The 23,256-nt window shown below is 72.4% G+C and carries 32 protein-coding genes; 16 read left to right on the forward strand and 16 right to left on the reverse strand.

Translation table 11 applies throughout. The features are described 5' to 3' along the window. Nucleotides 1–42: 42 nt before the first annotated feature. The 9 genes from IF19_RS0121555 to IF19_RS0121595 all read right to left on the reverse strand — a co-directional run bounded on the left by IF19_RS0121555 (nt 43) and on the right by IF19_RS0121595 (nt 5,465). On the reverse strand, nt 43–255 hold the full coding sequence (locus IF19_RS0121555; RefSeq protein ID WP_030116819.1) for a gas vesicle protein: 213 nt from the start codon (nt 253–255) through the stop codon (nt 43–45). After that, complete coding sequence (locus IF19_RS0121560) at nt 252–1,106, reverse strand: GvpL/GvpF family gas vesicle protein (protein WP_030276744.1); 855 nt, start codon at nt 1,104–1,106, stop codon at nt 252–254. The genes IF19_RS0121555 and IF19_RS0121560 overlap by 4 nt, the downstream gene beginning before the upstream one ends. Next, nucleotides 1,103–1,576: a gas vesicle protein gene (locus IF19_RS0121565; RefSeq protein WP_030116817.1), complete on the reverse strand. Its 474-nt coding sequence runs from the start codon at nt 1,574–1,576 to the stop codon at nt 1,103–1,105. Before IF19_RS0121565 ends, IF19_RS0121560 begins: the two co-directional genes overlap by 4 nt. A 125-nt stretch (nt 1,577–1,701) precedes the next feature. Beyond that, complete coding sequence (locus tag IF19_RS0121570) at nt 1,702–2,985, reverse strand: SRPBCC family protein (RefSeq protein WP_030116816.1); 1,284 nt, start codon at nt 2,983–2,985, stop codon at nt 1,702–1,704. Further along, nucleotides 2,978–3,571 (reverse strand): hypothetical protein, encoded by a 594-nt coding sequence (locus tag IF19_RS0121575; RefSeq protein ID WP_030116815.1) that lies wholly within the window; start codon nt 3,569–3,571, stop codon nt 2,978–2,980. The genes IF19_RS0121570 and IF19_RS0121575 overlap by 8 nt, the downstream gene beginning before the upstream one ends. A 50-nt stretch (nt 3,572–3,621) precedes the next feature. Beyond that, the gene (locus IF19_RS0121580) at nt 3,622–3,879 is read right to left on the reverse strand and encodes a gas vesicle protein GvpG (RefSeq protein WP_030116814.1); all 258 of its coding nucleotides are present in this window, start codon (nt 3,877–3,879) and stop codon (nt 3,622–3,624) included. A gap of 50 nt (nt 3,880–3,929) precedes the next feature. After that, nucleotides 3,930–4,640 (reverse strand): GvpL/GvpF family gas vesicle protein, encoded by a 711-nt coding sequence (locus tag IF19_RS0121585; RefSeq protein ID WP_030116813.1) that lies wholly within the window; start codon nt 4,638–4,640, stop codon nt 3,930–3,932. A 2-nt stretch (nt 4,641–4,642) separates the two neighbouring features. Further along, a complete protein-coding gene (locus tag IF19_RS0121590; protein ID WP_030116812.1) occupies nt 4,643–5,086 on the reverse strand; it encodes a gas vesicle structural protein GvpA in 444 nt (147 codons plus the stop codon). 79 nt (nt 5,087–5,165) lie between these two features. After that, complete coding sequence (locus IF19_RS0121595) at nt 5,166–5,465, reverse strand: gas vesicle protein GvpO (RefSeq protein ID WP_030116811.1); 300 nt, start codon at nt 5,463–5,465, stop codon at nt 5,166–5,168. A gap of 278 nt (nt 5,466–5,743) precedes the next feature. Here IF19_RS0121595 and IF19_RS0121600 point away from each other — a divergent pair, with 278 nt between their 5' ends. Continuing rightward, on the forward strand, nt 5,744–6,031 hold the full coding sequence (locus IF19_RS0121600; RefSeq protein ID WP_030116810.1) for a GlsB/YeaQ/YmgE family stress response membrane protein: 288 nt from the start codon (nt 5,744–5,746) through the stop codon (nt 6,029–6,031). A gap of 49 nt (nt 6,032–6,080) precedes the next feature. Here IF19_RS0121600 and IF19_RS0121605 read toward each other — a convergent pair whose 3' ends face one another. Beyond that, on the reverse strand, nt 6,081–7,190 hold the full coding sequence (locus IF19_RS0121605; RefSeq protein ID WP_078580772.1) for a YihY/virulence factor BrkB family protein: 1,110 nt from the start codon (nt 7,188–7,190) through the stop codon (nt 6,081–6,083). A 228-nt stretch (nt 7,191–7,418) separates the two neighbouring features. Here IF19_RS0121605 and IF19_RS0121610 point away from each other — a divergent pair, with 228 nt between their 5' ends. The 13 genes from IF19_RS0121610 to IF19_RS0121670 all read left to right on the forward strand — a co-directional run bounded on the left by IF19_RS0121610 (nt 7,419) and on the right by IF19_RS0121670 (nt 15,007). Beyond that, a complete protein-coding gene (locus IF19_RS0121610) occupies nt 7,419–8,012 on the forward strand; it encodes a hypothetical protein (RefSeq protein ID WP_030116808.1) in 594 nt (197 codons plus the stop codon). Between the two features lie 61 nt (nt 8,013–8,073). After that, the gene (locus tag IF19_RS0121615) at nt 8,074–8,781 is read left to right on the forward strand and encodes a class F sortase (protein ID WP_234307080.1); all 708 of its coding nucleotides are present in this window, start codon (nt 8,074–8,076) and stop codon (nt 8,779–8,781) included. Between the two features lie 167 nt (nt 8,782–8,948). Further along, nucleotides 8,949–9,269: a gas vesicle protein GvpO gene (locus IF19_RS0121620; protein ID WP_030116806.1), complete on the forward strand. Its 321-nt coding sequence runs from the start codon at nt 8,949–8,951 to the stop codon at nt 9,267–9,269. Nucleotides 9,270–9,303: 34 nt separating this feature from the next. Next, nucleotides 9,304–9,753 carry a gas vesicle protein GvpJ gene (gene gvpJ / locus IF19_RS0121625; RefSeq protein ID WP_030116805.1) on the forward strand — a complete coding sequence of 150 codons (450 nt, stop codon included), beginning with the start codon at nt 9,304–9,306 and terminating at the stop codon, nt 9,751–9,753. 3 nt (nt 9,754–9,756) lie between these two features. Further along, on the forward strand, nt 9,757–10,515 hold the full coding sequence (locus IF19_RS0121630; protein WP_030276745.1) for a GvpL/GvpF family gas vesicle protein: 759 nt from the start codon (nt 9,757–9,759) through the stop codon (nt 10,513–10,515). Between the two features lie 2 nt (nt 10,516–10,517). Further along, complete coding sequence (locus IF19_RS0121635) at nt 10,518–10,772, forward strand: gas vesicle protein GvpG (protein ID WP_030116802.1); 255 nt, start codon at nt 10,518–10,520, stop codon at nt 10,770–10,772. A gap of 5 nt (nt 10,773–10,777) precedes the next feature. Continuing rightward, on the forward strand, nt 10,778–11,581 hold the full coding sequence (locus IF19_RS0121640; RefSeq protein ID WP_030276747.1) for a hypothetical protein: 804 nt from the start codon (nt 10,778–10,780) through the stop codon (nt 11,579–11,581). A gap of 5 nt (nt 11,582–11,586) precedes the next feature. After that, nucleotides 11,587–12,663 carry an SRPBCC family protein gene (locus tag IF19_RS0121645; protein ID WP_030116800.1) on the forward strand — a complete coding sequence of 359 codons (1,077 nt, stop codon included), beginning with the start codon at nt 11,587–11,589 and terminating at the stop codon, nt 12,661–12,663. Further along, nucleotides 12,663–13,085, forward strand: a complete 423-nt coding sequence (locus IF19_RS01000000134900; RefSeq protein ID WP_050490784.1) for a gas vesicle protein — start codon at nt 12,663–12,665, stop codon at nt 13,083–13,085. The genes IF19_RS0121645 and IF19_RS01000000134900 overlap by 1 nt, the downstream gene beginning before the upstream one ends. Further along, nucleotides 13,082–13,909: a GvpL/GvpF family gas vesicle protein gene (locus IF19_RS0121655; protein ID WP_030276749.1), complete on the forward strand. Its 828-nt coding sequence runs from the start codon at nt 13,082–13,084 to the stop codon at nt 13,907–13,909. The genes IF19_RS01000000134900 and IF19_RS0121655 overlap by 4 nt, the downstream gene beginning before the upstream one ends. A 2-nt stretch (nt 13,910–13,911) precedes the next feature. Further along, nucleotides 13,912–14,142 (forward strand): gas vesicle protein, encoded by a 231-nt coding sequence (locus IF19_RS0121660; RefSeq protein WP_030116796.1) that lies wholly within the window; start codon nt 13,912–13,914, stop codon nt 14,140–14,142. Next, on the forward strand, nt 14,139–14,417 hold the full coding sequence (locus tag IF19_RS0121665) for a gas vesicle protein K (protein WP_030116795.1): 279 nt from the start codon (nt 14,139–14,141) through the stop codon (nt 14,415–14,417). The genes IF19_RS0121660 and IF19_RS0121665 overlap by 4 nt, the downstream gene beginning before the upstream one ends. 122 nt (nt 14,418–14,539) lie before the next feature. Then, nucleotides 14,540–15,007 carry an Asp23/Gls24 family envelope stress response protein gene (locus IF19_RS0121670; protein WP_030116794.1) on the forward strand — a complete coding sequence of 156 codons (468 nt, stop codon included), beginning with the start codon at nt 14,540–14,542 and terminating at the stop codon, nt 15,005–15,007. A 138-nt stretch (nt 15,008–15,145) separates the two neighbouring features. Here IF19_RS0121670 and IF19_RS1000000136355 read toward each other — a convergent pair whose 3' ends face one another. Next, entirely contained in the window at nt 15,146–15,319 is a 174-nt protein-coding gene (locus IF19_RS1000000136355; protein ID WP_078580774.1) for a CsbD family protein, read from the reverse strand. Nucleotides 15,320–15,525: 206 nt separating this feature from the next. Between IF19_RS1000000136355 and IF19_RS0121680 the strand changes: the two genes are divergently transcribed. Next, on the forward strand, nt 15,526–16,443 hold the full coding sequence (locus IF19_RS0121680) for an SDR family oxidoreductase (RefSeq protein WP_030116793.1): 918 nt from the start codon (nt 15,526–15,528) through the stop codon (nt 16,441–16,443). A 56-nt stretch (nt 16,444–16,499) separates the two neighbouring features. On the opposite strand, the gene IF19_RS0121685 is transcribed toward IF19_RS0121680, so the two are convergent. The 4 genes from IF19_RS0121685 to IF19_RS0121700 all read right to left on the reverse strand — a co-directional run bounded on the left by IF19_RS0121685 (nt 16,500) and on the right by IF19_RS0121700 (nt 20,233). Then, complete coding sequence (locus tag IF19_RS0121685; protein WP_030276752.1) at nt 16,500–18,146, reverse strand: phytoene desaturase family protein; 1,647 nt, start codon at nt 18,144–18,146, stop codon at nt 16,500–16,502. Nucleotides 18,147–18,222: 76 nt separating this feature from the next. Continuing rightward, complete coding sequence (locus tag IF19_RS0121690; RefSeq protein WP_030116790.1) at nt 18,223–18,702, reverse strand: SRPBCC family protein; 480 nt, start codon at nt 18,700–18,702, stop codon at nt 18,223–18,225. A gap of 85 nt (nt 18,703–18,787) precedes the next feature. Then, nucleotides 18,788–19,762, reverse strand: coding sequence for a TIGR03557 family F420-dependent LLM class oxidoreductase (locus IF19_RS0121695; RefSeq protein ID WP_030116789.1), 975 nt, complete (start codon nt 19,760–19,762; stop codon nt 18,788–18,790). 228 nt (nt 19,763–19,990) lie between these two features. Then, nucleotides 19,991–20,233 carry a DUF5133 domain-containing protein gene (locus IF19_RS0121700; protein ID WP_030116788.1) on the reverse strand — a complete coding sequence of 81 codons (243 nt, stop codon included), beginning with the start codon at nt 20,231–20,233 and terminating at the stop codon, nt 19,991–19,993. 600 nt (nt 20,234–20,833) lie between these two features. Here IF19_RS0121700 and IF19_RS0121705 point away from each other — a divergent pair. Further along, complete coding sequence (locus IF19_RS0121705) at nt 20,834–21,916, forward strand: FUSC family protein (RefSeq protein WP_030276754.1); 1,083 nt, start codon at nt 20,834–20,836, stop codon at nt 21,914–21,916. A 147-nt stretch (nt 21,917–22,063) separates the two neighbouring features. On the opposite strand, the gene IF19_RS0121710 is transcribed toward IF19_RS0121705, so the two are convergent. Continuing rightward, entirely contained in the window at nt 22,064–23,254 is a 1,191-nt protein-coding gene (locus IF19_RS0121710) for a hypothetical protein (RefSeq protein WP_063830817.1), read from the reverse strand. Nucleotides 23,255–23,256 lie beyond the last annotated feature (2 nt).

A 23,256-nucleotide genomic window follows, 5' to 3' on the forward strand; every position in this document is an offset into this window, starting at 1 on the left:
CGCTCTCGGGGGTCTCTCGCTCGTACGCCACCGGGGGCGGGCTCACCACGGCCCCGGCTCCTCACCGGTGATCGAGCGGATCACCGCTCGCAGATTGATGTGGACGAGGTCCACGTCGGCGATGGAGAGGACGAGGTCGCCGGTGAGCACGGCCCCGCCGTTCAGCAGCCGGTCCAGCAGGTCGATGAGGGCGACGGGCGGTCCGCTCCGGGGCTCGCTCTCGCCGAGAACCCCGCCGACGAGGTCCGTGCTCATCGCGGTCCACCGCCGTCCGCGCCCTCGGCCACCACGGCCGTGGCGAACGAGTAGGGCGCCCACGGTCCGGTCACCTCGATCGCCACCCCGGGGGCCCCGTCGGCCAGCGCGGCCAGTTCGCGGTGGAGCCGCGCCGCGTGGTCCCGGGGCACGAGGTAGGCCTCGTTGGTCACGTTCACCCCGGCCCGGGCGGCGAGTTGCCCCTGCTGCGGGCGGTGCACCGCACGCGAGGACGCCACCCCCTCGGCCAGGTGCGCCGCCCGGGCGGCCAGATCGGACGCCGCCTGGTAGACGTCCTGGCTGTCGCGCTGCTGCGCCTGGCGCCGCCGGAGGTAGGCCCGGCCCGCTCCGGCGCCCGAGGACGTCGCGGCAGCGGGTTCGGCGGGCGCCGTCGCGGCGGCGCGGGGATCGGCGTACACCTTGACGCCCAGCTCGACGTGGCCTTCCAGACGCCCCAACAGCTCCTGGAACTGGTCGCGTTGCCCGACCAGCATGGCGGCCACCCGCGCGTCGTCCAGGTAGACCGTGGCCAGCCGCATCGGCAGGACGGAGGTCTCCGCGAACGCGGCGTCCACCACCGCGTGGTGGGCGCGGGCCACGGCTTCGAGCCGGTCCAGGTCCTCCATCTGCGCGGCGAGCCCCCGCTCGCTGAACGCGTCCGCCGGTACGGGGGAGACGAGCGCGCACAGCCCTCCCCCGGCGACGGGGCGCAGGGGCCGGCCGTCCACGCCGGCCAGCCGCGCGGCGAGCCCGTCCAGGGCGGGGCCCTCGCGGCCGACCGCGTAGACGTAGCTCATCTCCCCGGCGTCCGCGCCCGGTGCGCCGGCGGGTGTCTCGGGTGCGGTGCTCATCGTTCCTCCTCCGGTGCGGCCGGAGCCGCCTCGGCCGCGGCGGAGCCCGGAAGCGCGGCCGCCGACCGCAGACGGGCCAGTTCGGCGCGCAGCCGCTCGTTCTCCTCGGCCAGCGCCTCGTCGCCGGATCCCGCCCCGGCGCCCTGCGCCGAGCCGATCGCGGCATCGGGCGGGGCGCCCGCCCCGGCCTGCTGCGCGGGGCGGGCCCGCGAGGAGAGCGAGGGGTCGTGCTCCCACCAGTCGATGCCCATCTCCTTGGCCTTGTCGACGGAGGCGACCAGCAGGCGGAGCTTGATGGTGAGCAGTTCGATGTCGAGCAGGTTGATCTGGATGTCACCGGCGATGACGATGCCCTTGTCCAGCACCCTCTCCAGAATGTCGGCCAGGTTGGCCGACCCGCCCTGCTGCCCGTAGCCCGGGGCGGCCCCTCGGGGCGAGGCCGGCAGCCGGCCGGCAAGTGAATCGGACACGGTCTCTCACGCCTTTCCGTGGGATGGGGGTGGGGTGTCGGCAGGGCTCTGTGCACGAGCCGGGTGACCGGCCCCGGGGTTTGCGCCCGGGGACCGGTCACCGATGGGTCTGCGAACGGGCACGGTCACCGGTCGGCGGCCGCGCGACGGCGGGAGCGGCGGGCGGGCCGCTCCTCCTCCGTCTCGTCCTCGGGCTCGGCGTCCTCGTCGGCCGGGACGTCGGCGTCCTCGGCCTCGTCCTCGACGTCCTCGTCCGCGTACTCCTCCGCCGGCTCCTCGTCCTCGTCCGCCTCGTCCGCCGGCTCGATGTCCTCGTCCTCGGCGTCCTCGGCGTCCTCGGCGTCCTCGACGGGCTCGCCGTCCTCGTCGGCGTACTCGTCGGCGAACTCCTCGTCCTGCGGCTCCTCGTCGTCGTACGCGGAGTCCTCCGGCTCGCCGTCCTCGTCGAGTTCCCCGTCCTCGTGGTCGTCGCGGGGCTCGTCGTCCTCGCCGTCCTCGTCGCGGGGCTCGTCGTCCTCGTACGCGTCCTCGGGGGCGTCGTCCTCGGACTCGGAGCGCTCGTCCTCCCGCTCCTCCTCCTCGATCGCCTCGTCGTGGCTGACGACGACCTCGCCGTCGCGGATCTCGCCCCGCCAGCTGTCGGTCGCCTCGCCGCGCATCATGATGAACTTGCGGTAGAGCTTGAGGTCGAGCCGGGCGCGGCGGCCCTGGGCGCGCCAGATGTTGCCGGTCTTCTCGAACAGTCCCTTGGGGAAGTATTCGAGGACCAGCAGGACGCGGGTGAGGTCGTCGGTGACGGCGTGGAAGGTGACGACGCCCTTGACGGTGCCCTTGGCGCCCTCGGTGGTCCAGGTGATCCGCTCGTCGGGCACCTGCTCGGTGACGTTCGCCTTCCAGCTGCGGGTGGACTTGGCGACCTTCACCTTCCAGTTGCTGGTGGTGTCGTCCGCCTTCTCCACGCTCACGACGCCCTTGGCGAACGAGCTGAACTCCTGGAACTGGGTCCACTGGTCGTACGCCTCGCGGACCGGCACGCCGACGTCGATGTCCTCGACGATGGTGACGCTCTTGGACTTGCCCCCGCCGGACTTGCGCCCCTTGCCGAACAGGCCCTTGACCTTGTCCTTGACGGTGTCCTTGAGGTGGGAGGCGCCCGCGCTCAGCGCAGCCTGGCCGGGTGACTTGCCCTCGCCGAGCGCCTGGCCGCCCTTGGCCAGGCTCTTGAGGGCGCCGCCGGCGCCGCCCGGCTCCGCGAGCTTGGAGACCGAGTCGCCGAGGCGGTGGCCGAGCTGGGTCACCGCGTGTTCGGCACGGGCCCGGAGGTAGTTCTGCAGCTCGTCCTTGAGACGGTCGGTGGCCGGGCTCTTGACCACGTCGTTCTTGATGCCGCTGAGGGTGGATTCAGGCATCGTCGCCTCCCCGCGCCTTGCGGGCGCCGGAGGACGTGGACTTGCGTGCGGTGCCGCTGCCGCTGCCGCGCTTGCGCGCGGGGGCGGCCGACTTGCCGCCGCTCGAACGGCCGCTGCCTGAGGACGACCGGCTCCTGGAGGCGGTCGCGGACTTCGCGGCGGAGGAGGCGGTCTTGCGCGGGGCGCGCTTGGGCTTCTCGTCCCCGTCGGCCTCCTCGTCCCGGTCCGACGACCTGGCGGCCTTCTTCGGCTCGTCGTCCTCCTCCGGCTCCTCGTCGTCGGCCGCGGGAGCGGACCCCAGCGCCTGGGTGCGCTGCTGCAGGGAGTCGGCCAGGCTGCCGGCCCGCTGGGTGAGGGCCTTGGTGGCGGCCGTCTTGGTGGCGTCCACCAGTTCCTTGCGCACCTGGTCGTTGAGCGACCCCAGGACCGGCGAGTCGGCCAGCATCCTGCCGATCTGCCGCGGGTCCAGGTCCATCTTCTTGCCGAGGAGGAACATCCCGAACCCCAGGGCGAGTTTGGCCTTCTTGGTCCGCCCCAGCAGGTATCCCCCCACCAGAGCCGCGCCTATCTTGGCGTTCTTCGTCATCTGCGATGCACCTCTATCTCCCCCCGGTCACGTGTGGTTGTGTCTGACGTTCACGGCCCCTGCCGTGTGCTGTTCCGGTACGCCTCGATCTCGTCGAGCCGGTCGAGGAGTTCGTCCTCCAACCGGTCGAACTCCTCGTCGTCGATGAGGCCGTTGTTCAGGTCCCGCTCCAACTGCGCGAGTCGGGCGCGTACCGGCTCGGGGTCGTAGTACTCCTGCTCGGCCGCCTGGACGACCTGGTCGAGAACCCAGACCGTCCCCCGTACGGGGGCCAGCGGCAGAGTGAGGATGTTGCTGATGAGGCCCATGGCGGACAGTTCACCTCCGCTCCCGGTAGCCGGACGGACGGGCCCGTAGGTCAGACGAAGCTGTACGGCGGCAGCGGCCCCGTCAACGTGAACGAGTAGGCGTCTCCGCGCTGGTCGGCCTCCCGCTGGACCGCGGCCACGAAGGCCTCGGTCTCCGCCCGGGGCACCAGGAAGGACAGGTTGAGGAACTGCTGCGGGGCCGGCTCGGCGTGCGAGCTGCGGGAGGCGGCGTCCGCCAGCCGCTGGGCGACGTCCTCGGCCTCCTGCTGTCCGCGCACGGTCACCTCGCGTGCCACCAGCTCGCCGAGGGCGACCCGGTCGTCGTGGCTGCCCTGGGCCCGGGTCCGCTCGTTGAGCTGCCGGATCTCGTCGGACTGGGTCATGATCTCCCGCAGGAGGTCGTCCTCGTCCCGGCCGGCCTTGAGGTTGTACTCCACCCGGCCGTCCAGCTCCGCCAGCCGCTCCTCGTACGCGTCGGCCTCGCGCTCCAGCGCGGCCATGACCTCGTCGTCACCGGGGCCCACCAGGCCGAACCGCATCGGCAGGGTCGCACCGCCGGCCATCAGCGCTTCCAGCACGTTCTGATGGGCCATCACATCGCGTCGCTTGGCGCGGAGTCCGGGGGGCGCGTCGCTCACCACGGCGGTCAGCCGGTCGGTGCTCACGGTACGCAGCTCCGAGGGCGGGTCGCCCACGCCGTGCAGGCCCTCCAGCGGGAGCGGGTGGCCGGCTCCGGTGATGGCGTAGATGTAAGTGGACACCGCTACTCCTCGCGACTCTGGGACTGACGGCTGGACGTGGTCTTGCGGGCCGTGCGCTTGCGCGGCTGCTCCTTCTCCTCGGACTCGTCGTTCTTGCTCTGCAACGAGTCGGTGAAGGCCTCCACCGCACCGGAGAGCGCGCCCTTGGACTTGCCCTTGGCGCCGCTCTCGGTCATGTCGCCGACCAGGTCGGTGAGCTGGCTCGGCGCCTTCCGGCCGGACTCCAGGTCGAGCCGGTTGCACGCCTCGGCGAACCTCAGATAGGTGTCGACACTCGCGACCACCACACGGACGTCGATTTTGAGAATTTCAATACCGACCAGGGAGACGCGGACGAATGCGTCGATGACGAGTCCGCGGTCGAGTATGAGTTCAAGGACGTCGTAGAGATTTCCCGAGCCGCTCCCACCACCGGACGTCGCATTGCTCTGCTGAACGAGGGACATGGGGAACTCCTTTCGGTGATCTTCGATCTATTTCGGGACCGCCGTCCGGCGGTCTCCGTCTCGTCTGACGACGGAAATGTCAGCGGCGGTCGATCTGGCCCCGGGCATACCGGCGCAGCCGCTCGTAGGACATGAGCGTTCCCTGGGGGTCGAGTTCGACCCGGTACGAGGCCATCACACTCATGGTGTCCGGCACCCGCTCCAGTTCGACGACCTCCACGTCCGCCGACCAGCCGCTCTCGGTGGCCTTCACCGAGGAAACAGAACCCGGCTCGCACTGGAGCAATTCCGTGAGCTGCGCGGACGCCTGCCGCATGGCCGTGGGAACGCTGACGCGCTTTCCGTCGTGCTCTTCATCGTTCTTCTTCTCGGTGCTCATCCTTCACCCGTCGCCGGGGATGACCGCTCACTGACCGGTCTCCGTCGTCCTTGGCTGACATCCGCCTGCCCCTGCGATCCGGACGTATGCGCGAACAGAGCCATGGATGACGGCGATTTCCGAATCCGGATCAAGATTTCCTCGCGGTGGCGGTTCGGGGAGTTCGGGATCCCCGCGCGGTGGGGGTTCGGAGGGTTCGCGAGCCGTGCACGGTGCGGGTTCTCGGCGCCACGCGGGGTACGTGAGGCGGAACACGCCGTCCCCGAAGGAGTGCAGCCATGGAAATCTCCGGACTCGTCAGCGCCCTGCTCATCGGGGCCGCGGTCGGCCTGCTGGGACGCCTCGTCCTGCCCGGACGCCAGCACATCGGCGTGCTGTGGACGCTCGTGGTCGGCATCGGCGCCGCGTTGCTGGGCTCCCTGCTGGCGTCCCTGCTGGGGGTGGGGTCGACGCGGGGCGTCGACTGGATCGAGTGGCTCTTCCAGATCGTCCTGGCCGGTCTCGGTGTGGCGGCCCTCGACCGCGCCCTGGCCGGAACCGAACGGAAGCCGCGCATCAGCGAGTGACGCCCGGCGGCCGGGACGGCCCGGCCGCCGGTACGGGCGGCACCGCCGTTCAGTCGGCCCGCAGGTCGTCGGTGGGGCCCGTCTCACCCATGGCGCGGCGGTCCTCCTCGGTCCAGGAGCGGGTGTCGCGGGGCTCGACGTAGGGCTCCTCGTACGGAGGGTGGCCGCCCAGGATGGCGCGCTCGCGGGCCAGCTCCGCGTCGAACTCCAGCCCCAGCAGGATGGCCAGGTTGGTGATCCACAGCCAGACCAGGAAGATGATGACGCCGGCCAGCGCCCCGTACGTCTTGTTGTACGAGCCGAAGTTGGCGACGTAGAACGCGAACCCGGCGGAGGCCGCCATCCAGATCAGCAGCGCCAGCACGCTGCCCAGGGAGCCGAAGGCGAAGCCGCGGCCCTTGGCGTTCGGGGCCGCCCAGTACAGGATCGCCAGCATGACGGCCACGAAGACGACCAGAACGGGCCACTTGGCGATCGACCAGACGAGCAGAGCGGTGTCGCCGACGCCCAGGAGCGAGCCGATCTCGCGGGCGATGCCGCCGCTCAGCACCACCATGAGGGCGCAGACGGCGGCCAGCACCATGAGCACCAGGGTGAGCCCGACGCGTACCGGGAGCACCTTCCACAGCGGACGGCCCTCCGGCAGGTCGTAGACCGAGTTCGCCGTGCGCATGAAGGCCGCCACATAGCCGGAGGCCACCCACAGCGCTCCGAGCAGACCGACGACGGCCAGCACCGAGCCGGTGCCGCCGCTCCCCTCCAGTTGGGTGATCGCGCTCTTGATGACGTCCTTGGCGGCGCCGGGCGCCAGCTTCTCGACGTTCTTCAGCGCCTTCTGCGTGGTCGACTCGCCCGCGATCCCGAGGAGGGAGACCAGTACGAGGAGGGCCGGGAAGAGCGACAGGATCCCGTAGTACGTAAGTCCCGCCGCCCGGTCGGTCAGCTCGTCCTGCTGGGCCTCCTTCGCCGTCCGCTTGAGCACCGCCCACCAGGACGCCCGGCCCAGGTCGGTCGGCTTGTCCGGCGCGTCGCGCTCCACCCCGTCGTCGGGCCCGGCCGGCTCGCCCCGGCCGCCCTCCCCCACCTGTCCCGTTCCGTCGCGGCTCCCCGGGACCGTTCCGTACGGGGAGCCCTGCTCGGTGCGCTGTTCGTCTGCCATGAACGGCGGCTACCCCGACCAGCGCCGTTATGCAGTCCCGGGACCTTTCCCCGGGGGGTACGGGCGCACTCCGCGCGCCCCGCCCCGGCCACGGCCGCCGATCGCTGTGCTCCTTTCGGGGCAAATGCGGGCGCGTGTCGGCTCGGTGACGTCTCGTCACCGGATGCGTGTGGCATTTCTGTAACCGCACCCCGATTAGTACGACAATCTCACCAATCAGGAGCCGTCATGTCGTCGTCCCCCCTCGCGCGCACCTCCGTCCGACGCCTCGGCGCCGCGGCGCTCACCGCCGTCGCGGTCACCGGCCTCTCCCTCGCCGGCGCCTCCACCGCTTCCGCCGCCCCCGGCGACAGCGGGGAGATCAACATCCACAAGCCGGGCACGCCGAACAGCGACCCCCGCGACGAGGTCAAGATCTGCCGGTTCAACCTGGCGGCCGTCAACTTCGAGACCGTGCCGCTGGTCAACATCACCGTCACCCCGCAGCCGGTCACCCCGACCCGCCCGACGCTCACCGCGGCCGTCGCCCTGACGGCGGGCCTGGGCAACACGCAGGACTACTCGCTGCCGAACGGCCAGTACAAGGTGGTCTGGACGTTCCCGGGCGGCACGCCCAAGGAGAAGCTCTTCACCGTGGACTGCCGTCCCACCGGGGGCGTGCCCGCGGGCGGCGGCGGTGTCCCGACCGTCGAGAGCAGCACCGCCGGGGACAGCGGCATGTCGCTCGGCACCACCTCGGCGCTGGCCGCCGGCGGCGTAGGCGTCCTCGGTCTCTTCCTCGCCCGCCGCGCCGCCCGCCGCCGCACGCATGGCGCCGCGTAACAGGGTCCACCGCCGTCGGCGCCGACGGCGGCGCGGACCGAGCCGCGCCGCCCGTCTCACCATGACGCTGAGCGTCACCTTCTCGATCGTGGCCACCGTGGTCCAGGGGTGCGGGGCCTCCCCCGACCACGGAGCCGCGACCGCGTCGGCCCCCGGCGACGGCAAGGTGTCCCAGCAGGCGCCGCCGGGGCAGGGGGCGCACGCGTCCCCCTCCCCGGCGGCGCGCCCCGGATCCCCGGACGGGGGGACGGCGACGGGGAAGCCGGTGGCGAAGCCGACAAGGTCCGCCCCGCCGCCGGCTCCCCTCCCCCGGTCGCCGGCGACGAAGCTGTCGATCCCCGCCCTGTCGCTGGAGGCGCCGGTGACGGCGCTCCCCCTCGACCCGGCCGGCCACCCCGGCACCCCGCCCATCGACAAGCCGAAGCTGGTCGGCTGGCACGGCGACGGGCCCGCGCCGGGCGAGAAGGGGACCGCGCTGGCGATCGGCCACCGGGACACCCTGACCGGGCCGGCCGTGTTCCTCAACATCAGCATGCTCCGCCCGGGCAACACCGTCCGCGTCACCCGGGCGGACCGGCGCACCGCGGTGTTCACCGTCGACGCGGTCCGCACGTACCAGAAGAAGTCCTTCCCCGACAAGGAGGTGTACGGAGAGCGGGGGCGGCCGGAGCTGCGGCTGATCACCTGCGGCGGACGCTTCGACAAGAAGGTCGGCTACGCGGCCAACGTCGTCGTGTTCGCCCACCTCACCGGCGTCGCGAAGGCATGAGAAGGGCACCCGCGGGTGCCCTTCTCGCATGCCGCGGCCGCACCGGACGGAAGGTGCCCCCGCTCCTCCCCACGGCGCTTCCCGCAGACCGCACCCGGCGGCAGGGCGCCGCGCACCAGCGGCCCGCCCAAGATGCGGCGCGCCCGAATGTGACGAGACTGGGCGCTATGGCAGACCAACGTTCGGCGCGGGCCACCGGCCCGGCGAGGGCACGGAAGAAGACCGCGTCCGCCCAGGGGCCCGAGCACGCCGCTCGCGCCGCCTGCAGGAGCCTGGAGGGGCTGATCGACCACCCCGCCGAAGGCGTCTCCGCGGTCCGGCGCTCGGACGACGACGGCTGGTGCGTGGTCGTGGACGTCCTCGAAGTGCCCCGGATCCCCGACACGACGAGCCTGCTCGCCTCCTACGAGGTGCGGCTGGACGGAGCCGGGGAGCTCCAGGAGTACCGCCGGGTCCGTCGCTACCGGCGCGGCGCCGCAGACGAGTGATCCGAGACCGTCCGACAGTTGGAAGGACCACCTCATGACGACCACGACCTACGCCGACGGGATAGTCCCCTGCCCGCCCCGCGCCGGCACCTTGTACGACGTGCTGGAGCTGATCCTGGACCGGGGCATGGTGATCGACGTGTTCGTCCGGGTCTCCCTGGTCGGCATCGAGATCATCAAGATCGACGCCCGCATCGTCGTGGCCAGCGTGGACACCTACCTCCGGTTCGCCGAGGCGTGCAACCGCCTCGACCTGGAGCGGGACTCCGGCAGCACGACCGTCCCCGAACTGCTCAGCGGCGGCGTGGCCAAGTCGGTCGGCAAGCGCAAGGTGCGCAAGGCGGCCGAGTCGGTGGGCGACACCGTGCGCAGGGCGGTGGGCGGGGACGACGAGGCGGAGGAAGAGGAGGCGCGTCCGAGGAAGCGGCGCGCTCCGGCCCGCCCCAAGAGCGGCGCGAGCCGACGCCGCCGAGCGGAGGCGTGAGCGGTGGCCGGCGACGGACTGTACGTCTACGCGGTGGTACGCGGCGGGACCCCGCCGCCCGAGGGTGCGGGCGGTGTGGGCGACCCGCCCGGCGTCCCGCGGACCGTCACCGCGGGCGCGGTCGCCGCGATCGTCAGCGACGCCCCCGCGCGGCTGCGCGCCCGTCGTCGGGACCTGCTCGCCCATCAGGAGCTGCTGATGCGGCTGGCGGAAGGCGGCCCCGTACTGCCGATGCGTTTCGGGACGGTCGCCCCGGACGAGGGTGCCCTGCTCGCCCGGCTGGCCGGGGCGCGGAAGAATTACCTCGCCGTCCTGGACCGGCTCGACGGACACGTCGAGGTGAACGTCAAGGCCCTGCCCGCGGCGGACTCCCTCGCCGACGTGGTGGCCGAGGAGGCCGCCGTACGGCGGCTGCGTGACGAGGCGCGCCGGCGGCCCGGGTACGAGACCAGTGTCCGGCTGGGCGAAGCGGTGGCATCCGCCCTGTCCCGGCGGGCGGCCGAAGCGGGACGGGAGGTGCTGCGCGAACTCGCTCCGCTGGCGCGCGCGGTCGCCCACGGCCCCGAGGTCCAGGGATGCGCGCTGAATACGTCGTTCCTGGTCCCGCACGACCGCGGCGAGCACTTCCGTACGACGGCCGAGCGGCTCGCCGAAGCGCGCCGGAGCCACGTCGAGATCCGCTTCGCCGGCCCTCTGCCCTGTTACAGCTTCGTCGGTGACGCCGACGCCCCGGGCCGGCCGGCCGCCGTGACCGGAGGATGACGATGGGGCTGATCTCCGGACTCCTGCTGCTGCCGCTCGCTCCGGCGCGCGGGGTCGTCTGGGTCGCGGAGAAGCTCCAGGAGACCGCCGAGCGCGAGCTGTACGACCCCGGTGTGCTCCGAGCGCAACTCGCCGGGCTCAACCGCGACCTCGACGAAGGGCTTCTCGACCTCGAAGCGTTCGAGGCCGAGGAGGAGAAGCTGCTCGACCGGCTTCACGCTGCTCAGATGCGCTGCGACGTCGACTACAGAAGGTGACAGACATGGACGACCAGGCCAAGGTGGCGCTGGCAGCCGCCGTAGTGGGTGGGTATGTGCTCGGCCGGACGAAGAAGGGTCGGCTCGCCCTGAGCGTCGCGACCTATCTGGCCGGGCGGCGCTTCGGACTCGAACCCCGCCAGCTGGCGGCCGAGGGGATGCGTCGGCTCGGGCAGGTGCCCCAGGTGGCCGAGTTGCAGGAGCAGCTCAGGGGCGAAGTCCTCGACGCCGGGCGCCAGGCCGTGACCGCTGCGGCCAACCGCGGCATGACCTCGTTGGCGGACGCCATCGGTGAGCGCACGCTGCGTCTCGGCGCGGCGGGCGAGGAGGAGCCGGAGGGCGAGGAGTACGAGGACGACGAGGAGTACGAGGAGGAAGAGCCGGAGGAGGGCGAGGACGAGCCCGAGGACGGCGAGGAGGAGGACGAGGAACCGGAGGAGGGCGACGAGGAGGACGGGGAACCGGAGGCGGAGCCTCCCGCCCCGCGGCCCCGGCGCGGGAAGAAGCCGGCCGCCCCCGCCGGGAAGGCCCGGCCGCGCACCTCGGCCCCGTCCGAGAAGTCCGCGGAGCGGGCGAAGAAGTCCTCCGCCGCCAAGGCCCCCGCGAAGAAGACGAACCCGGCGAAGAAGGCAGCGGCCAAGAAGACCGCACCGGCCAAGAAGGCGGCCCCGGCGAAAAAGGCCGCCGCCAAGAAGGCGAAGAAGTCCGCTCCCGCGAAGAAGACCACCAGGACGACGGCGAAGCAGCGGTCCACGAAGGCGTCCTCGTCGAAGCGGACAGCATCCAAGCGCTCCGGTAGCGGGAGGTAGACGTCATGGCCAAGTCGGACAAGGACCAACCGGAAGAGGCACAGGAGTCGGGCATCGACCGGCTCAAGGACGAGGTGTCGAAGTACGCCGGCGCCCAGATGAAGAAGATCGCCGAGATGGCCGGTGACAAGCTCACCGACCTCACCGGTCAGTTGAACGACGTCACCGAGAACGGCGGTTCCCTGCCCGCCATCGGCTCCCGCGTGCTCCAGGGGGAGTCTCCGGTGAAGGCATTCGTGTCGGAGAAGGCCAAGGGAGCGAAGGACGCGGTGGTGGACAAGGCCAAGGACGCCTTCGGCGGCGGTGGCAGGAGCAAGCGCAAGTCCAGCGGCAGCAAGGTCATGAACATCATCGAGGTCCTCGACGTGGGCGTGCCACTGCGCACGGCCTACGACGCGTGGACGCAGTACGAGGAGTTCAGCGGCTTCGCGAAGGGCGTCCGCGACGTCTCCAAGAGCGACGACGTCGAAAGCGACTGGAAGGTGAAGATCGGCCCCTCGTCCCGCAGCTTCAAGGCCACGGTCCTGGAACAGGTCCCGGACGACAGGATCGTGTGGTCCTCGGAGGGCGCCAAGGGAACGGTCAACGGAGCGGTCAGTTTCCACGAGCTCGGGCCCACGCTGACCCGGATCATCCTGGTCGTGGAGTACTACCCCTCCGGGTTCTTCGAGAAGACGGGCAACCTCTGGCGCGTCCAGGGGCGCCGGATGCGGCTGGACTTCAAACACTTCCAGCGCTACGTGACCCTCACCGAGGAGGAGCCGGAGGGCTGGCGTGGTGAGATCCGCGACGGTGAGGTGGTCGTCTCCCACGAGGACGCGGTCGAGCGCGAAGAGGCGGAGCAGCAGGAGGACGAGGAAGGCCCCGACGGGGAGTACGGGGACGAGGAGGAAGACGAGGACGAGGACGAGGACGGGGACGAGGAGGAGCCGGAGGACGACGCGTACGAGGACGACGAGGAGTACGAGGAAGAGGACCCGGAGGAGGACGACGGGGACGACGCGTACGAGGACGAGGACGAGGACGAGGAAGAGCCTCCCCCGAGCCGCCGAGGCCGTCGCCGTCGCGCGGAGGGCGCGTGATGACGGACCTCGACTTCCGCCGGGGCGAACAGCCGGTTCCCGGACCTCAGACCTCCAACCTCGCCGACATCCTCGAACGCGTCCTGGACAAGGGCATCGTCATCGCCGGCGACATCAAGATCGACCTTCTCGACATCGAGCTGCTCACCATCCGTCTCCGTCTGTTCGTCGCCTCGGTCGACACCGCGAAGAAGGCCGGTATCGACTGGTGGGAGACCGACCCGGCGCTGAGTTCCCGGGCCTCGCGCAACGCGCTGGAGGAGGAGAACCGCGAGCTGAGGGAGCGTCTGCGGGAGCTGGACGCGTCCGCCGACGGCGGCGAGGCGCCGGCCGGAGGACCGGGATCCCGGTGGGCGGACGGGGAGGACCGGGGGGACGGGGAAGAACGAGCCGGCCGGGAGAAGGAGAGCCGACGGAGATGACACAGCCCCCGGACTCCCGCGTCCCGCGTCCGCCTGCGGATGACGGAGTCACCTATGTGTTCGCCGTCTGCCGCGCCACGCGTGCGGTGGGGGCGCTGGACCTCGCCGACGAGGCCGGCATGCCGGGTGGCCGGGCGGTACGGCTGCTGCCCGCGGGTCTGCTGACCGCTGTGGTGCAGACCGTGCCCGCCGCCGACTTCACGGACGAGGTCTGGCAGCGCCGGCTGTCCGACCGGACGCAGATCGAGCGGTACGCGCGGGCACACCACGCGGTGGTCTCGAACGTGGCCGCGCACGCGCCCGTCGTACCCCTCCCCCTCGCCACGCTCTACCACGACGACGACCGGGCCCGGACCCGCCTGGCCACGGATGCGAACCGCTTCCACACCGCGCTCAAGCGGGTCGCGCACCACGCCGAATGGGGGGTCAAGGTGTACCGGGCCCCGACCCCGGAGCCGGACCCCACGCCGGACGAGCCGCTGACGGCGGCGGGCGGCCGTGTCCCCGGGGCGGGCCTCGCCTATCTGAACCGGAAGCGAGGCGTCCAGGCGCTGCGGGAGAGACGCCGGGAGCAGGCGCTGGACGTCGCCGAGTCGGTCGACGCCGAACTGCGCGGGCTCGCCGCGGCGTCGCGGCGGCTGCGCACGCACGGTGCGGCGCTCTCGGGCGACGACCGTACGCACGTGCTCAACGCCACGTACCTCGTCGCCGACGAAAGGGCGGGCGAACTACGGCGGCTGGTAAGGGCTTTGGGCGATCGCACGGGATCACAGATCGAGCTGTCGGGGCCCTGGGTGCCGTATTCCTTCGTCGGAGAGGTGTGACCGTGGCGACGCACGACGTGGTGCCCTGGGACGGCCAGGAGCCCTTGAGCGGTCCGCTCGGGGTGCCGCTCGTCGATCTGCTGGACCGCGTCCTGGCGACGGGGGTGGTGGTCAGCGGCGACCTGGTGATCGCCATCGCCGACGTACCCCTCGTCCGGCTGTCGCTGCACGCGCTGCTGTCGTCGGTCAACGAACGGGTTCCCGCACCGTGGAACGACGGGGGGCCGCTGTGACGGGACCGCGTGTCGATCTGGACTCCGAGCAGATGGGACGGGACCTGGTGGCCCTGGTCCTGACCGTGGTCGAGCTGCTGCGGCAGCTCGTGGAGCGGCAGGCCATCCGCCGGGTGGAGCAGGGGGACCTGAGCGACGAACAGGTCGAGGAGATCGGGACCACGCTCATGCTGCTCGACCTGCGGATGAAGGAGTTGTGCGAGCAGCACGGCGTACGCCCGGAGGACCTCAACCTCGATCTGGGACCGCTCGGGACCCTGTTGCCTCGCGACTGAGGGGTGGTACGCCACGGGTCCAGCACTCGAATGGCGTACCCGGTCGAGCAGGCGCAGAGTGAGGAGAGGGGCCCGAACGGGCCGATGACCGGCCCGTGGCAACGACTCTCTGTGAGGCGGACATGGCCGACATCCAGACCCAGGACGACAGCAGCAGGACCGGTGGACGGTCCGGAGGATCCGGTGGCCGCGGGAAGACGACCATCAGCGACAACGTCGTCTCCACCATCGCCGGCATCGCGATCCGCGAAACCGACGGCGTCCACTCCGTGGGGCGGGCGGCGTCCAAGGCGCTCGGCACCGTCACCGGCCGGCGGTCCGGCGCCTCCGGCGCACGCCGCGCCGTCAAGGTGGAGGTGGGCGAGAAGCAGGCCGCGATCGACGTCGACATCGAGGTGGAGTACGGCATCCCGATCCACGAACTGGCCGAACGGATCCGGACCCACGTCGTCGACGCTGTGGAGACGATGACGGGGCTGGAGGTCGTCGAGATCAACATCGTGGTCTTCGACGTCCACATCCCGGGCGACGACGATTCCGACGATGACGACGAAGGCGGCTCGGGCGGGGGCACCTCGCGCGTCCAGTGACAGGGGTGCTTCCCCGACAGCGTGACCGGACGGACCGGGCCCGGAGCGGGCTGCCGGAGCGAACCGTACGCGCGCGAACGCCGTCCGGCCCCGTCGGAGCCGTGCTCCGCGGGGCCGGACGGCGCTGCCGGGACGGCCTCAGTTCTTGAAGGCGTCCTTGGTCTTCTCCTTGGCCTCGCGGGCGTCGCCCTTGGTCTGGTCGGCGCGGCCCTCGGCGACGAGACGCTCGTTGCCGACGGCGCGCCCCGCGGTCTCCTTGACCTTGCCCTTGGCCTGGTCGGTCTTGGCCTGAGCCTTCTGATCGGCACCCATGACACTCACGCCCCTTGCTGTGTTCGACATCGTGGTCACCCCCCGCCTGACCGTTCGCGGCGGGATCAAACCTCGCGGTCGGGCCGCCGGGCCGAAGCGCGGTGTCTCCGGTTGCCGCCGTCCGCGTACGGCCCGACGGTGGAGCGGGAGACCGCCGGCCCGACAGCACCACGGCCGAGCGACCGGTGCGCGAGCGAGGAGAGACGATGCGCGGGAACCACCAGGCAGCCCGTCCCCTGGAGGACCGGGTCGCGGTCGTTACCGGCGCCGCTCGCGGCGTCGGCGAGGCGCTCGCCCGGAGCCTCTCCGAGGCCGGGATGCGGGTCGCCCTGCTGGGGCGCGAGCGGGCGACCCTGCGGGAGGCCGCCGAGGCTCTTCCCGGTCCGAGCCTCTGCATCGAGTGCGACGTCACCGACCGGGCGGCGCTCGCGGACGCGGCACGCGGCGTGGCGGCCGGCCTCGGACCCGCGTCGGTGGTCGTGGCGAACGCGGGCATCGCGGTGAGCGGCCCCTTCGACCGTACGGCCGCTGACCTGTGGCAACGCGTCATCGACGTCAACCTCACCGGATCCGCCGACACCGCCCGCGCGTTCCTGCCCCAACTGACCTCCACTCGCGGCTACTTCCTGCAGATCGCCTCCACCGCGGCGTTCGGCGCGGCTCCCATGATGAGCGCCTACTGCGCGTCCAAGGCCGGAGCGGAATCGTTCGCGCTCGCCCTGCGCGGCGAGGTCGAACCGGACGGGGTCCAGGTCGGCATCGCCTATCTGCACTGGACCGGCACCGACATGCTCACCGGCATCGACGACCACCCGGTCCTCGAAGCCCTGCGCCGCAACCAGCCCCGCCCGGCCCGCCGCGTCCACTCCCCCGCCCAGGTCGCCCAGTGGCTCACCCGGGGCGTCACCCACCGCGCCCCGCAGATCTACGCCCCGCCGTGGCTCCGCTGGTGCCAGCCGCTGCGTCCGCTCTTCCCCGCCCTGGTCGCGCGGGCCGCCCGTCGCGAGCTGAGGTCCCTTCCCCGCGAGGAGCTGTCCTCCCCGGCGGAGGTGCTGGGCGCGGGAGGGCAGGCCGACTGGAACTCCTTCCGGACCTCCCGGGCCGCTTCCCCGCCCGGCGGATGAGCCGCCTCGGCAGGCGGTGACCGTACGACGGTACGGGCGCCGGGGGCGGCGTACGGTCACGGCCACCCGTCCCGTACGCAACCGGTCTCGCCGGGCCGGCCCCGCCGGTCCGACAGCCGCTGGGCGGCGGAGAGCACGGTGCTGGTGACCCGGGCCGAGCGCAGGGCGGCCCGGGCCGCGTTGGCCCCCGGCGCGCCGTGCACCCCGCCGCCGGGGTGGGCCGAAGCGGAGGCCAGGTACAGGCCCTTCACGGGGGTTTCGGGGCGGCCCGTGCCCGGTACCGGACGGAAGACCAGTTGTTGGTGCATCGCCGCCGTACCACCGTTGATGGCCCCGCCGAACAGATTGGCGTCCGCGCTCTGCAGGGTCGCCGGGGCGAGGAGCCGCCGGGCCCGGATCCGGCTGCGGAAGCCGGGGGCGTACCGCTCCACCTGCCGTTCGATCCGGTCGGCCATCCGCTCTCGTTCCGCCGCGTCCCAGCCGCCGGTCAGCCCCGCCGCGCCCGCGTCGCCCTTCACGGTGTGCGGCACGTGTGTGTAGGCCCAGGCCGACTCGGTGTCCCGGGGCGACCGGGACCCGTCGGCCGTGGTCATCTGCCCGAACAGGAGAAACGGCCGGTCGGGGATCAGGCCCCGTGCGATCTGGGAGGCGCAGCGAGTGAGTTCGTCGACCCCCTCCGCAAGGTGGACGGTACCCGCCGACGCGGCGGCGGCGCTGCTCCAGGGAACGGGCCCGTTCAGCGCCCAGTCCACCTTGAAGGTGGCGAAGTCCCACTGGAAGCGCCGTAGGTCGTCCACGAGCCGTCCGGGCAGGTGCTCGGCGGCCACCAGGGCCCCGTAGAGGCTGGGGGCGGAGACGTCGGCCAGGACGGCCCGGCGGGCGGGGAACCCGTCCCCGCCCGCCGTACGGACACCCACGGCGCGGCCCCGGCGGACCACGACCTCGGTGACCCGCTGTCCGCACCGGACGCTTCCGCCGCGCCGCCGCAACCGCCTCACCAGGGCGGCGGTCAGGGCACCCGCCCCTCCGACGGGAACGGGAAAGCCGTGGAACTGCCCCAGCATGGACATCAGCCAGCCGAAGCCGCCGCTGCCCGCCGCCTCGGGGGCCAGGTCGGCGTGCAGCGCGTTGCCCGCCAGCAGCAGCCGTCCGCCCTCCCCGGCGAACTCCTCCTCACCCAGCCTGCGGACCGGGAGGACGAGGCTGCGGGCCAACCGCAGCCCGCCCGCACCACGGAACCGCGCGGCCAGCACGGTTCCGGCCCTGACGGGCGGAAAGGGCGAGAAGAGGGCGTCGACGATCCCCGCGCCCAGCCGGTCCCAGATGTGGCAGAGGTCCAGCCACGCCTCGCCGTCGCCGGGCGCGAAGCGGTCGAGACCCGCGGCGGTCTCCGTCCGGTCGCGTGCCAGCACGGCGCATCCGCCGTCGAGCAGCGGATGGGCCAGTACCCGGGGGGCGTGGCTCCAGCGCAGCCCGTCCCGATGCAGCTTCAACCCGGCCAGCACCGGGGAGGCCGCGGCCAGCGGATAGAACGAGCTGAACAGGTCGTTGACGTACTCGGGGTGGACCCCGCGGTCACTGCGCACAGCGCCGCCCGGCTCGTCCTGGGCCTCCAGCACCAGGACGGACCAGCCGGCGTCGGCGAGCAGGTTGGCGGCGACCAGGCCGTTCGGCCCGCTGCCGATCACGATCACGTCGGCCATGGCGGTGTCTCCCTCCGTCGCGGCCGCCGGAGTGCACGCCCCGGAGCGGCGGGCGGCTCCCGGCGGTGGTCCACGGTCAGTCGGCCGTCGCGGCGCGCTGCCCGGGATGGTGCGCCTCCGCCGGGGTCAACTGTTCGGTCAGGCGGGCGAGGCGCGCCAGCATGGTGCGATGACGCATCTGGATCAGCGAGTCCAGCAGCACGTTGTGGAGGGTGCCGCCGATACCGCGCAGGGGGTGTTCGTCGACGGTCACGAGGGTCTTGTCGCCCCACGGCCTGATATCGAGGGCGATCCGCGCCGACCCGAGCGCTCCGGCCTCGGCCTCCAGCTCGAGCGTCCGGGGCCTCTCTATGCGCCGCACCAGCGTTCGGCCGGTGAACCGCCGAGGCCCCAGCCGTACGTCGTAGACGATCGAGGAGCCGAGTTCGGGCCAGTGGCCCTCTTCGCGCCGGGTCCCGGACGTGCCCACCACCCATCTGCCGTACTGGCGTTCGTCTTCGAGGACCGCCCATACGGCAGATGGGGCGCGGTCGATGAGATGGTGCCTGGCGGCCATGGTCCTCCTCGGTTCGTCGGTCGGTGCGGCGTCGTGACACCGGGGCGCGGGCTCTGCCACCGCGCGTTCACGCGAGCACAGTGGCTCAGCCGTGGTTCGGCTTCAGCTGCCGGATGCGGGTGTCGAGTTCGCGCCGGTAGAAGTCGATGAAGCCGTCCGGGTCGGGGCCGGCGTTCTGCATGACCAGCCGGTCGTAGCCCGCGTCCACGAACGGCTGGGCCACTTCCACGTACCGGTCCGGGTCCGTCCCGCAGGCGAACTTCCCCAGGATGTCCTCCTCGCGCACGGTGGCGGTCGCCGCGTCGAAGTTGACCGGATTGGGCAGCTCGCTCATGACCTTCCAGCCGGTCAGCGCCCAGCGCGTCGTCTCCAGAGCGGCGCGCGCGCCGGTGTGCGCGTCGGGCGCCCAGGCCATCGGCACCTCCGCGTAGCAGGGGCCGCTGCCGCCGGCGTCGCGGTAGTGCCGGACGATGCTCGGCTTGTCCTCGGTGGCGAACAGGCCGTCGCCCAGTTCGGCGGCGATCCGGGTCGACTTCGGACCGCTGGCGGCCACGGCGATCAGGGGAAGTTCGTCGGGCAGGTCGAAGACGCGGGCGTCGCTGAGGCGCAGGTGCTTGCCCTCGTAGGACCGGTAGCCCCCGCTCCACAGCAGCCGGATGATCTCCAGGGCCTCCGTGAGCAGTTCGTGCCGGGTGCTCACCGCTTCGGGGAAGCCGGGACCGACGACGTGTTCGTTGAGCCGCTCCCCCGAGCCGACGCCCAGGACGAAGCGGCCCTCCGAGAGGAGGGCCAGCGTCGCGGCCGCCTGGGCGATGATCGCGGGGTGGTAGCGCACGGTGGGGCAGGTGACCCCGGTCGCCAGGCCGATCCGTGACGTCTTCGCGGCGATGGCCCCCAGCACCGTCCAGGCGAACGGCGAGTGGCCCTGGTTGTCGAGCCAGGGGTGGTAGTGGTCGCTGATCTCCACGAAGTCGAAGCCCGCCTCCTCGGCGAGCACGGCCTGCCTGACCAGCTCCGCCGGGCCGAACGCCTCCGCCGAGAGCTTGTATCCCACCTGCATGTGATCCTCGTTCCGCGCGGGTCCAGGGTCGGTTTGTCCGCACAGGGGTACCCCTTGTCCCCGGCGCGTAACGCCATGCCTCCGGTACCGGGCCCCACCGCCGCCGAGACGGAACATGAGAGGGCGGCCGTCTGCAGTCCGGGGTCACGTCGTCGGTGCCGCCCTGCCCGTCGACGGCGGCTACACCGCCCAGTAAGCCGCGGCCCCCGCCGTCTCCCGTCCGGGACGTCAGGACAGGGCGACGGGTGCGGGCTCCGGTGTGCCGGGGGCCGGCCGGCGGCGCAGTCGCTCACGAGCGGCCGCGACCGCCGACGTGATGTCCCGGGTCCCGGTGGTGACGCACAGCGTGTAGCTCACGTCCTCCAGGCGCCGGGCCGCCTCCGCGGCGTCACCGCCCTTGCCGTGTTCGGCCGTCAGCGCGTCGTAGCGGCGTAGAAGCTCTTCGAGTACCGCAGGGTGGGCCAGCAGCATCGCACTCGGCCTTTCTCTCACGAAGGAACGCCGGTGGAGACCGGCGAGCAGCACACACAGCACACAGCGGGGAGGCCGGCGCCGGTGATCTCTTCGGGCACGGCCGGGTCGCTCCGGGGCATCGGGCTGCCGCGGGGCGGAGAAAAGAACAGGACTCGCACAGGAGCGGAGAAGTCGTTCACGGGTGGTGCGGGAACCTCACCGGCCACCTCGTGGAGGACGGCAGCGGGTTCGAACGGGCCGCTTCCTGACCTCCACTGTCACTTTTCCCATCCGGGCGCCGTTCATGCAAATCGCGCCGGCGCACCACCCGGTACGGCCCGCTCGCCGCTCCCCCGTTTTCACCTGTTTGGCGGCTATGGGCAGGGGCACTCGCCGTGTGTGCTTCGGACAAGAGGCGCGCCCTGCGGGAGCCGCGGGACGTGTCCGTCCGGCTCATCCCCTCCCGCGGCCGAAGAACACCGTCGACGTCGAGGAGTGAACCCGTATGCGGGCCGGAGCCTGCCGAAGCCGCGCGACCACCCCACCCCGGCGCCCGGATGGTGGGGCACGAGTGGGCCGAACGGTGACCGTGCCGCCCGCACCGCCCGCCGCCGCGTCATGAGGGCGGCCCTGGCACGGCTGACGCCCTTCCTGCACCGGCCCGACCGGTACCAGGTGGTGCAGTCCCTCAAGGCCGCGGCGGCGGCCATCATCGCCTGGGCCCTGACCGGATGGTGGCTGGACGCCCCCATGGCCCTGATGGCTCCGTGGGCGGCCGTGGCCCTGGTCCAGGGCACCGTGTACCGGTCGCTGCGCACCGCCGTGCAGCTCTTCGTGATGATCGCGGCCGGAACGCTGCTCGCCGCCGGCGCCGCCGCGCTCACCGGGGACACCATGATCGCCATGGTCGTGGCGCTCCCGCTGGCCACCCTGCTCGGCAATCTGGCCTCCGTGGGCGGTCAGGGCCTGTACGCGTCCACCACCGCCCTCTTCGTGCTCGCGTACGGCTCGTACTCGCTGCCGGCCGTCGGGCACCGGCTGCTGGAGACCCTGGTCGGGGCCGTCGTGGGCGTCGCCGTGAACGCCGTGGTGCTGCCGCCGGTCCACTCGCTCCACGCGGGGAAGCTGGCGGCGGCGCTGCCGCGCGACTGCGCCCGGCTGCTGCGGGAGATGGGCGACGGCCTGGAGGAGTACGACGCGCAGCGCGCGGAGAGCTGGAACCGGAGCGCCAACGACCTGCTGACCGCGTTGTCGGAGCTCTACGTCGGACGCAGGTGGGACTCCGAGAGCTTCCGGCTGAACCCCGTACGCCGCCTGCGCCGCAGTACGCCCGCCCCCTCCGCCGACTGGGACATCGTCTGGGCCCGGGTGGCGAACCGGCTGCTCGGACTGACCTTGACGCTCTGGGAGACCGCCTCGGAGAACCGGGAACTGCCCCGGCCCCCGGACCGGGCCCTGGACGAACTCGGCCGGCTCCTGTCGGCGGCGGCCGACGCCTGCACGGCCTACGGGACGATCATGGCGCACGGGGACGACGAGGAGGGGCGCGACCGCCGGGACACCGCCCTGGCCGATGCCCACCGGGCCCTCGCCTCCCTGAAGGGCCGGTTGGACGGCCAGGAACCCGACGTGGGCGCGGCGATCGGCAGCCTCGTGGCCGACTGCCAGGCCCTGCTCGACGACCTCACGCCGGAGGCGTGAGGCACGCGGTAGGCGGCCGCCCGGGGCCGTTGCCGCCCCGGATCCGCCCAAGGACGTGAGCCGGGGTCAGTACCGGCGGTACGGTCGGCGGGTGGAGTCGAAGAGCATGAGCGCATGCCCGTTGCACGGAGTCGGTGTGTTCCCCGGCTATCTGATCGGGCGTCGTCTCGAACGGGTGGTCGCGTCGTGGCATCGGTACGGCACGGAGCCGCCGTCCGGTCCACTGGACGTGTGGCTGATCGACAGTGAGGCGGTCGCCACGCGCGTCACCACCGGTTCGGACTGGTGCCTGGTGGTCGAGACGTCGGATCCCCGCACGGGGTACGACATGGCGGAGTCGGGGCGCGTGGAGGTGGCGGAGACCAGCGGCACGACCCCGTTCGCGGGCCACATCGGCGAGACCGTGCAGGCGGTCAGCGAGGAGGGCGCACCCGGCAGTGGGCGGACCGCGTTGGAGATCACCTTCGACTCGGGCACGGTCCGATGCGAGACCTGGTCCGGAGAGCTCCGCCTGTCCGGCGCGTGACCCGCCTCAGGAGCGGCGGCGTGCCGGGCCGCCGTCGCGGCGATCACCCGTTCCCTGGCCAGTCGCCGGGCCTGCCTGAGCCTCGATTCGGCCAGGAGGAGGGGGACGAACCAGATCCAGCCCCACACGCTGTAGGAGACAGCCCCGCTCAGCACCAACGCCTTGTTGGTGGCGATGGCCAGCAGGAGGGCGGTGGCGTACGCGGCCGCCCGGTGGCGGACGACGAGCCGCAGCGGGGCCCTTCCCGGGCCGTCCAGCAACTCCAGGGCGGCCGCGACCTCGACGGCCCGCAGGTCTTCCGGGTGGGCGGGCGCCCGGCCACCGCCCCGGGCCAGTGCTTCGGCGACATCATCGCCGTGGGACGTGGACGCCGCCCGGTCCGCCGTCGTGGCAGCCGTCCGCTGCCGTACGTCCTGCCAGTAGCCCCGCCCGGCCCAGCCGAGCGCGGCGTCCACCCGTGCCGCCTCGGGCGACCCGGCGGGCGCCAGGACCGCGATCCGCTCCTTGAGCCGCTCCACCCGGGCGGCGCGCCCGGGGTACGACCAGGTGTCGGCGCGCAGGCACAGTTCCAGGTAGGAGACGAGGAGTCCGAGGTCGTCGGGCCACTGCGCGAGCCCGGCCTCGTAGGCAGCTTCCGCGTCGGCGTCGTGGTCGTCGTCGTCCTCCGCCGCGTGCGCGAGGCCGAGCCACCGGTAGAGCACCGGATCGGGGCCGAGCTCCGCCAGCCCGGCCTCCGCGGCCTTGCGGGCCTCCCTGAAACCGCCCAGTGCGAAGAGGTCCTCGCACCGGTCGGCGTATGCGTCACGCGTCATCC

This window comes from Streptomyces californicus, assembly GCF_000717645.1.
Classification (GTDB): domain Bacteria; phylum Actinomycetota; class Actinomycetes; order Streptomycetales; family Streptomycetaceae; genus Streptomyces; species Streptomyces californicus.

Coding starts and splice junctions, on each gene's coding strand:
- IF19_RS0121555 (WP_030116819.1), bottom strand. CDS start 255: ATGAGCACGGACCTCGTCGGCGGGGTTCTCGGCGAGAGCGAGCCCCGG.
- IF19_RS0121560 (WP_030276744.1), bottom strand. CDS start 1,106: ATGAGCACCGCACCCGAGACACCCGCCGGCGCACCGGGCGCGGACGCC.
- IF19_RS0121570 (WP_030116816.1), bottom strand. CDS start 2,985: ATGCCTGAATCCACCCTCAGCGGCATCAAGAACGACGTGGTCAAGAGC.
- IF19_RS0121575 (WP_030116815.1), bottom strand. CDS start 3,571: ATGACGAAGAACGCCAAGATAGGCGCGGCTCTGGTGGGGGGATACCTG.
- IF19_RS0121580 (WP_030116814.1), bottom strand. CDS start 3,879: ATGGGCCTCATCAGCAACATCCTCACTCTGCCGCTGGCCCCCGTACGG.
- IF19_RS0121590 (WP_030116812.1), bottom strand. CDS start 5,086: ATGTCCCTCGTTCAGCAGAGCAATGCGACGTCCGGTGGTGGGAGCGGC.
- IF19_RS0121595 (WP_030116811.1), bottom strand. CDS start 5,465: ATGAGCACCGAGAAGAAGAACGATGAAGAGCACGACGGAAAGCGCGTC.
- IF19_RS0121600 (WP_030116810.1), top strand. CDS start 5,744: ATGGAAATCTCCGGACTCGTCAGCGCCCTGCTCATCGGGGCCGCGGTC.
- IF19_RS0121605 (WP_078580772.1), bottom strand. CDS start 7,190: ATGGCAGACGAACAGCGCACCGAGCAGGGCTCCCCGTACGGAACGGTC.
- IF19_RS0121610 (WP_030116808.1), top strand. CDS start 7,419: ATGTCGTCGTCCCCCCTCGCGCGCACCTCCGTCCGACGCCTCGGCGCC.
- IF19_RS0121615 (WP_234307080.1), top strand. CDS start 8,074: ATGACGCTGAGCGTCACCTTCTCGATCGTGGCCACCGTGGTCCAGGGG.
- IF19_RS0121620 (WP_030116806.1), top strand. CDS start 8,949: ATGGCAGACCAACGTTCGGCGCGGGCCACCGGCCCGGCGAGGGCACGG.
- gvpJ (WP_030116805.1), top strand. CDS start 9,304: ATGACGACCACGACCTACGCCGACGGGATAGTCCCCTGCCCGCCCCGC.
- IF19_RS0121635 (WP_030116802.1), top strand. CDS start 10,518: ATGGGGCTGATCTCCGGACTCCTGCTGCTGCCGCTCGCTCCGGCGCGC.
- IF19_RS0121640 (WP_030276747.1), top strand. CDS start 10,778: ATGGACGACCAGGCCAAGGTGGCGCTGGCAGCCGCCGTAGTGGGTGGG.
- IF19_RS0121645 (WP_030116800.1), top strand. CDS start 11,587: ATGGCCAAGTCGGACAAGGACCAACCGGAAGAGGCACAGGAGTCGGGC.
- IF19_RS01000000134900 (WP_050490784.1), top strand. CDS start 12,663: ATGACGGACCTCGACTTCCGCCGGGGCGAACAGCCGGTTCCCGGACCT.
- IF19_RS0121655 (WP_030276749.1), top strand. CDS start 13,082: ATGACACAGCCCCCGGACTCCCGCGTCCCGCGTCCGCCTGCGGATGAC.
- IF19_RS0121670 (WP_030116794.1), top strand. CDS start 14,540: ATGGCCGACATCCAGACCCAGGACGACAGCAGCAGGACCGGTGGACGG.
- IF19_RS1000000136355 (WP_078580774.1), bottom strand. CDS start 15,319: ATGGGTGCCGATCAGAAGGCTCAGGCCAAGACCGACCAGGCCAAGGGC.
- IF19_RS0121680 (WP_030116793.1), top strand. CDS start 15,526: ATGCGCGGGAACCACCAGGCAGCCCGTCCCCTGGAGGACCGGGTCGCG.
- IF19_RS0121685 (WP_030276752.1), bottom strand. CDS start 18,146: ATGGCCGACGTGATCGTGATCGGCAGCGGGCCGAACGGCCTGGTCGCC.
- IF19_RS0121690 (WP_030116790.1), bottom strand. CDS start 18,702: ATGGCCGCCAGGCACCATCTCATCGACCGCGCCCCATCTGCCGTATGG.
- IF19_RS0121695 (WP_030116789.1), bottom strand. CDS start 19,762: ATGCAGGTGGGATACAAGCTCTCGGCGGAGGCGTTCGGCCCGGCGGAG.
- IF19_RS0121700 (WP_030116788.1), bottom strand. CDS start 20,233: ATGCTGCTGGCCCACCCTGCGGTACTCGAAGAGCTTCTACGCCGCTAC.
- IF19_RS0121705 (WP_030276754.1), top strand. CDS start 20,834: ATGAGGGCGGCCCTGGCACGGCTGACGCCCTTCCTGCACCGGCCCGAC.
- IF19_RS0121710 (WP_063830817.1), bottom strand. CDS start 23,254: ATGACGCGTGACGCATACGCCGACCGGTGCGAGGACCTCTTCGCACTG.